At 64.5% G+C, this 5,344-nt stretch carries 5 protein-coding genes; all 5 read right to left on the bottom strand.

Annotated features, from left to right (window positions below; translation table 11 throughout):
- On the bottom strand, positions 1-1,428 hold a 1,428-nt coding region (ffh, locus tag EN925_RS21775), incomplete at its 3' end, for a signal recognition particle protein (RefSeq protein ID WP_128336909.1).
- A 290-nt stretch (positions 1,429-1,718) separates the two neighbouring features.
- On the bottom strand, positions 1,719-2,669 hold the full coding sequence (locus EN925_RS21770; protein ID WP_127369377.1) for a CPBP family intramembrane glutamic endopeptidase: 951 nt from the start codon (positions 2,667-2,669) through the stop codon (positions 1,719-1,721).
- 172 nt (positions 2,670-2,841) lie between these two features.
- On the bottom strand, positions 2,842-3,441 hold the full coding sequence (locus EN925_RS21765) for a DUF1236 domain-containing protein (RefSeq protein WP_027162879.1): 600 nt from the start codon (positions 3,439-3,441) through the stop codon (positions 2,842-2,844).
- A gap of 63 nt (positions 3,442-3,504) precedes the next feature.
- Positions 3,505-4,602, bottom strand: a complete 1,098-nt coding sequence (locus tag EN925_RS21760; RefSeq protein ID WP_128336907.1) for a putative zinc-binding metallopeptidase — start codon at positions 4,600-4,602, stop codon at positions 3,505-3,507.
- Positions 4,603-4,693: 91 nt separating this feature from the next.
- A partial coding sequence (locus tag EN925_RS21755; RefSeq protein ID WP_164894317.1) for an FAD-dependent oxidoreductase occupies positions 4,694-5,344 on the bottom strand: 651 nt, incomplete at its 5' end.

Below are 5,344 nucleotides of genomic sequence, written 5' to 3'. Positions count from 1 at the left end.
AGACAGCTTCGACAGGTCCGGCATGCCGCCGCCCATCATGCCACCCATACCGCCGGGCATCATGCCGCCGAGGCCCATCTTGGAGGCGAGGCCGCCCATCATGCCGCGCATCAGGCCGCCGCCTTTGCCCTTGCCGCCCATCGCCTTCATCATGTCGGCCATGCCGCGATGCATTTTGAGCAGCTTGTTGATTTCGGCCGCGTCGGTGCCGGAACCGGCAGCGATGCGCTTCTTGCGCGAATGCTTGAGCAAATCGGGATTGGCGCGCTCTGCCTTGGTCATCGACGAGATGATGGCGAGCTGGCGGCCGAACATCTTGTCGTGGAGACCGGCGGCGGCCATCTGGTCCTTCATCTTGCCCATGCCGGGCATCATGCCCATGATGCCGCCCATGCCGCCCATCTTCGACATCTGCTGAAGCTGGCCGGCGAGATCGTTCAGGTCGAACTTGCCCGACTGCATCTTCTTGGCCATCGCCGCCGCCTGTTCGGCGTCGATGTTCTCGGCGGCCTTTTCGACGAGCGAGACAATGTCGCCCATGCCGAGGATGCGGTCAGCGATGCGCTTGGGGTGGAATTCCTCCAGCCCGTCCATCTTTTCGCCGGTGCCGATCAGCTTGATCGGCTTGCCGGTGACGGCGCGCATCGAAAGGGCAGCACCGCCACGGCCGTCGCCGTCCATGCGGGTCAGCACGAGACCGGTGATGCCGACGCGCTCGTCGAAGCTCTTGGCCAGGTTGACGGCGTCCTGGCCGGTCAGCGAATCGGCGACCAGCAGGATTTCGTGCGGGCTCGATACCTTCTTGATGTCGGCCATCTCGACCATCAGCGGCTCGTCGATATGGGTGCGGCCGGCGGTGTCGAGGATGACGACGTCGTGGCCGCCGAGCTTGGCCGCCTGCACGGCGCGGCGCGCGATGTCGACCGGCGACTGGCCGTCGATGATCGGCAGCGTGGCGACCTTGACCTGTTCGCCGAGCTGGCGAAGCTGCTCCTGCGCGGCGGGGCGCCGCGTGTCGAGCGAGGCCATCAGGACCTTCTTGTTCTGACGCTCGGAAAGACGCTTGGCGATCTTGGCCGAAGTGGTCGTCTTGCCGGAACCCTGCAGGCCGACCATCATGATGACGACCGGCGCCGGGGCATTGAGATCGATGGCGACGCCTTCAGCGCCGAGCATGTCGACCAGTTCGTCATGAACGATCTTGACGACCATCTGGCCGGGCTTGATCGACTTGACCACGGCAGCGCCGACGGCCTTCTCGCGCACCTTGTCGGTGAAGGAGCGCACCACTTCCAGCGCCACGTCGGCTTCGAGCAGCGCACGGCGCACCTCGCGCAGCGCCGCCGAGACATCAGCCTCCGACAGCGCGCCGCGGCCGGTCAGGCCGTTCAGGATCGAACCAAGACGTTCCTGTAGCGATTCAAACATTCGTTTTCCTTTTCCCTGGCACCCGGATGGTGCCCGAGAGGTAATGCGTTCGCGCCCAGTGTCCAACCAAAAGTCCAAGCAAAAGCCAAAACCAAAAAGCACCCGGGGGCGCTCAGCGCTGCCGGGTGTTGGCCTCCAGGATCGATTTACAGCACTTCACCTCAAAGAGGTTTCGGCGTCCTGGTCGGCTTGCTCGGAGGGATACTCGTCGCGGAATTCGGGGCGTGTAGACAGGAAATCTGCGCAAGAGTCAAGACAAGGGCCGGGTAGCGTCATTCCCGGACCCGCATTCAGGCCGTGCTCGTGCGGTCCGGAAGCTCGGCGGCGACCTTGAGCGGCGAGCGCGGATGCAAAAGCAGCCCGATGGTCAGCAGGCTGCAGGCGATGCCGATGAAGGCGATGAGAACCGCATCCGACGTTGCCCAGCCCGGTCCCTCGAGCGGCCTGGCGTTGAACAGGGCGAAGGAATTGTAGCTTTCCTGATGCGAGATCAGCAGGAAGCCGGTCAGGTTGTTGCCGAGATGAGCACCCAGCGCGGCGCCGAGATTGCCTGTTGCGTAAACGACAAGCGTCAGCAGCAACGCGAAAGCGGCGATCGACGCCAGCACACAGGCGTTGATGGCTGGCGACGAACTCGCACTCCAATGCAGCGAGGTGAACAGCAGGGCCGGCAGCAGCGCCCAGATGAACGGGCTCTTGAACCGGCTGGCGAGACCGCGCAGCAGGTAGCCGCGAAACAGCAACTCTTCCGACGAGGTCTGCAACAGAGTGAGCGCGGCGATCGGGATCGCAAACAGCAGCCAGGACGACAGGCTGATCGGGCCGCGCGCGATCTGCGGCTGCAAGAGATAGAGCAGGATTTCGGAGATCAACGAGGTGATCAGCACCGCGATCAGCCCCTTGAGGAAGCCGGACCACGAAACACGCCGGCTGTTGCCGAGCAGCGCCGACAGCTTCTCGCCATGCACCCAGCGCATCGCGACCCACAGGCCGATCCAGATGCCGGCGAACGAGACGAGCGCGGCGAGGATGCCGATGGGCGAGGCGAGGAAACCCTGCATGCCGGATGATGGGGCCGCCTGCCGGGCGAAGAAGGCATAGGTGCCGCCGACCAGCACGGCCACGGTGGTTGCTGCCCAAAAAAGGACAACGATCCCCGTTCCGAGCAACAGGCGCGGCAAGGTCGTCCTGGCGTTCGGCGAATGCCTGTAGCGCTCGAAGGCGGCCGGATCGATGGTCACGCGGGCTCCTTTGCCAAAGTCATCGCCTATTGACTAATCGATGGCCCGGAAAATCGGAATCGTTTTCCGCAAAGCACAACCCTCAAAGCAGCGTCGGCGCAGAAGAGGCGGCGCTGCGGTGCCGCCTGCCGGCGGCCGCTGCTGTGGCAGCGGCCGCTTATGCCAATTGTCGTCAGCGCACGACGTACATGATGCGCCGGGTCTGCGGATCGATCAGCGCCCGCTGGCCGTTCACATAGACATAGCGGTAATTGTAGTCCGGAATCTCGCGCAGCTCGACGGTGTCGGGCAGGGTCGCGCCGGTGACCACTTCGCCTTCCAGATAGATGGGATCGAGGCGATGCGTGTCGACATAGGTGCGGACTTCAGCCGGGGGCGGCGGGAAGTCATCGACGACCGGATCGCTGGCGATGATCGCGCCGGTATAATCGGTCGAGTAGTTGCCGATGTCCTCCGGCGGCGAGACGACAGCAACGCTGGCGCGCCGTTGCGTCAGCACCACCCGGCTGCCGCCTATATCGGCCGTCACATAGTCGGAATAGACCCAGCCCTGGCCGCCGGCCTCGGCTATGGTGCACCATTTGCTGTTTTCGATGCAGCCATTGAGCGTTGCCGACTGACCGGCGGCGAGCACGCCGATGACAGGGTATTGCGGGCCGGGTCCGGCGCGAACGTTAAGGTCGGTGACGGCTGAGACGGCGGTGTCGGCAAACGCGGCGCCCGACATCACGGTCAGCATTCCGGCGACCGCCGGAAACAACAGGGATTTCATGGTTTCTCTCCGTTTTCATGGTCCCTCGCCAGCGAAAACGGGGCAGCAGCTCATGCGTTCCCGCTAAAGCGCCTGTGCCAACTCACGATTTGTTCCCTGTTCTCCAGGCAAATCGGTCAGAAGTTCGTGAACGAAGTCCAATTTCCGCGCCGTGACGTCCGAAATGACAAAGGGATAGAGGTCCGGCAGGCCCATGCAGCGGTTGATCGAATTGGAGGCTTCCGACAGCACCAGCCAGCGGGCAAGGATCTTTTCGAAAGACTCGGGCGCGGTCGGCGGCTCCGAGGGTGCGGCCTGCAATTCGCCGCCGGTGTCGCCGCGCGGCAAGTCGTTGGCCTCCACCGTCTCCAGCCGGCCGAGCGGAAAGTTCAGTGCGTGCACCATTTCCAGCGTGTCGGTGATGTGCAGGTGGTGAGCCCAGGTCTCGGCCCAGTCCTCCCATGGATGCGAGGTCGCATAGGCCGAGATGTGGCCTTGCTGCCAGTCGGGCGGCGCACCATTGGCATAATAGGCCTTCAGCGCCTGTTCGTAATCGGCGCGGTCATCGCCGAACAGTGCGCGGAAAGCTTCGAGCCGGTGCGGATCGTCGCGGATCAGGCGGTCCCAATAATAGTGCCCAAGCTCATGACGGAAATGACCGAGCAAGGTGCGGTAGTTCTCGCCCATCTCGACGCGGCGCTTTTCGCGCTCGGCCGAATCCGCCTCGGCGACGTTGAGCGTGATCAGGCCATTGTCGTGGCCGGTCAGGATCCGCTCGCCGCCGGGGCCGCCGCCGATCGGATCGGCGAGGAAGTCGAAGGCCAGCCCGATCTCGTCGGCGGGGTTCTGCTTGGGCGCCACCGGCAGCCCGAAGGCCAGCAGCGAATAGATGGCGCGCTTCTTCGCCGCTTCGACACGGATCCAGCGGCGGCGGTTGCCGTCGACGGAGAGATCCGGGATCGACTGGTTGAGCGCACAGGCGCGGCAAAAGGCGTGTCCGGGCTCGGCCATCCAGTTGCAGGCGCATTCATCGGCGTTGGTGCACTGGAAGATGCCGTCGGCGCTCGCCAGCGCGAAACAGGCGTGCTCGGGATCGTAGAGCACGGGGTTCCCGCAGTTCAGGCACTGGGCGTTCTCGAAATAGATGCGATGGCCGCAATGGGGGCAGTCGAAGAGTTTCATGTCGGTCTCAATTCACCGGAGGTGACATAGATGTTCACGGCGGCCCGTGCCCAACGCGAACAGCCGCGCGGCGTTCCACATTTTCCTGAAGCTATTTGGCCGCAAGCTGGGCGACAACCTGTCTTGCCACCGCTTCGCCCGACAGCCGTGCGCCGCCGCAGGTCTGCATTAGCGGGCCGGCCAAGTGCTCGCCGGCGAAGAAGATCTTGTCGGCCACCGGCTGCATGAGCGCGGCGCGCGCCAGGGAACGGCCAGGGCGGGCGGCGGCGTAGGCGCCGCGCACGAAGCGCTCGCCGCCCCAATTGGTCATCATGGCGCGTCCGACATGCTTGCGCGTATCGCCACCGAAGATGCCGCACAGCCGGTCGACGACGAAGTCGATGCCGGCCGCCTCGCCGGCCGCCGACATTTCCCAGGCGAAATCGCCGCCGACGAACCCGACCATCAGGTCAAGGTCGAACGGGAAGCACAGGAAATAGATGTCGTGCCTGGCCATCCGTTCGATCAGCAGGTCGTCGAAAGGCTGCAGCCCGAGCCTTGTGCCCGATATTTCGACCGGCAATTTGGTCAGCATGCCCATCGGCAGGTCGAAGAAGGCGCCAAAATGGGTGTCGGGCAGGGCCGGCGAGAACGCGATCTCCTCGAAGGCGAGCACCGCCGGCGAAGCGGTCACGATCACCGCTTTGGCGCGGACGGTGCCGCGATCGGTGACGCAGGCGACGCCGGGCACGTCCCACAGGAT

Origin of the sequence: Mesorhizobium sp. M7A.F.Ca.US.006.04.2.1 (assembly GCF_004022915.1) — a bacterium.
Taxonomy (GTDB): Bacteria; Pseudomonadota; Alphaproteobacteria; order Rhizobiales; family Rhizobiaceae; genus Mesorhizobium; species Mesorhizobium ciceri.
This window is presented reverse-complemented; position numbering and strand designations above follow the sequence as displayed.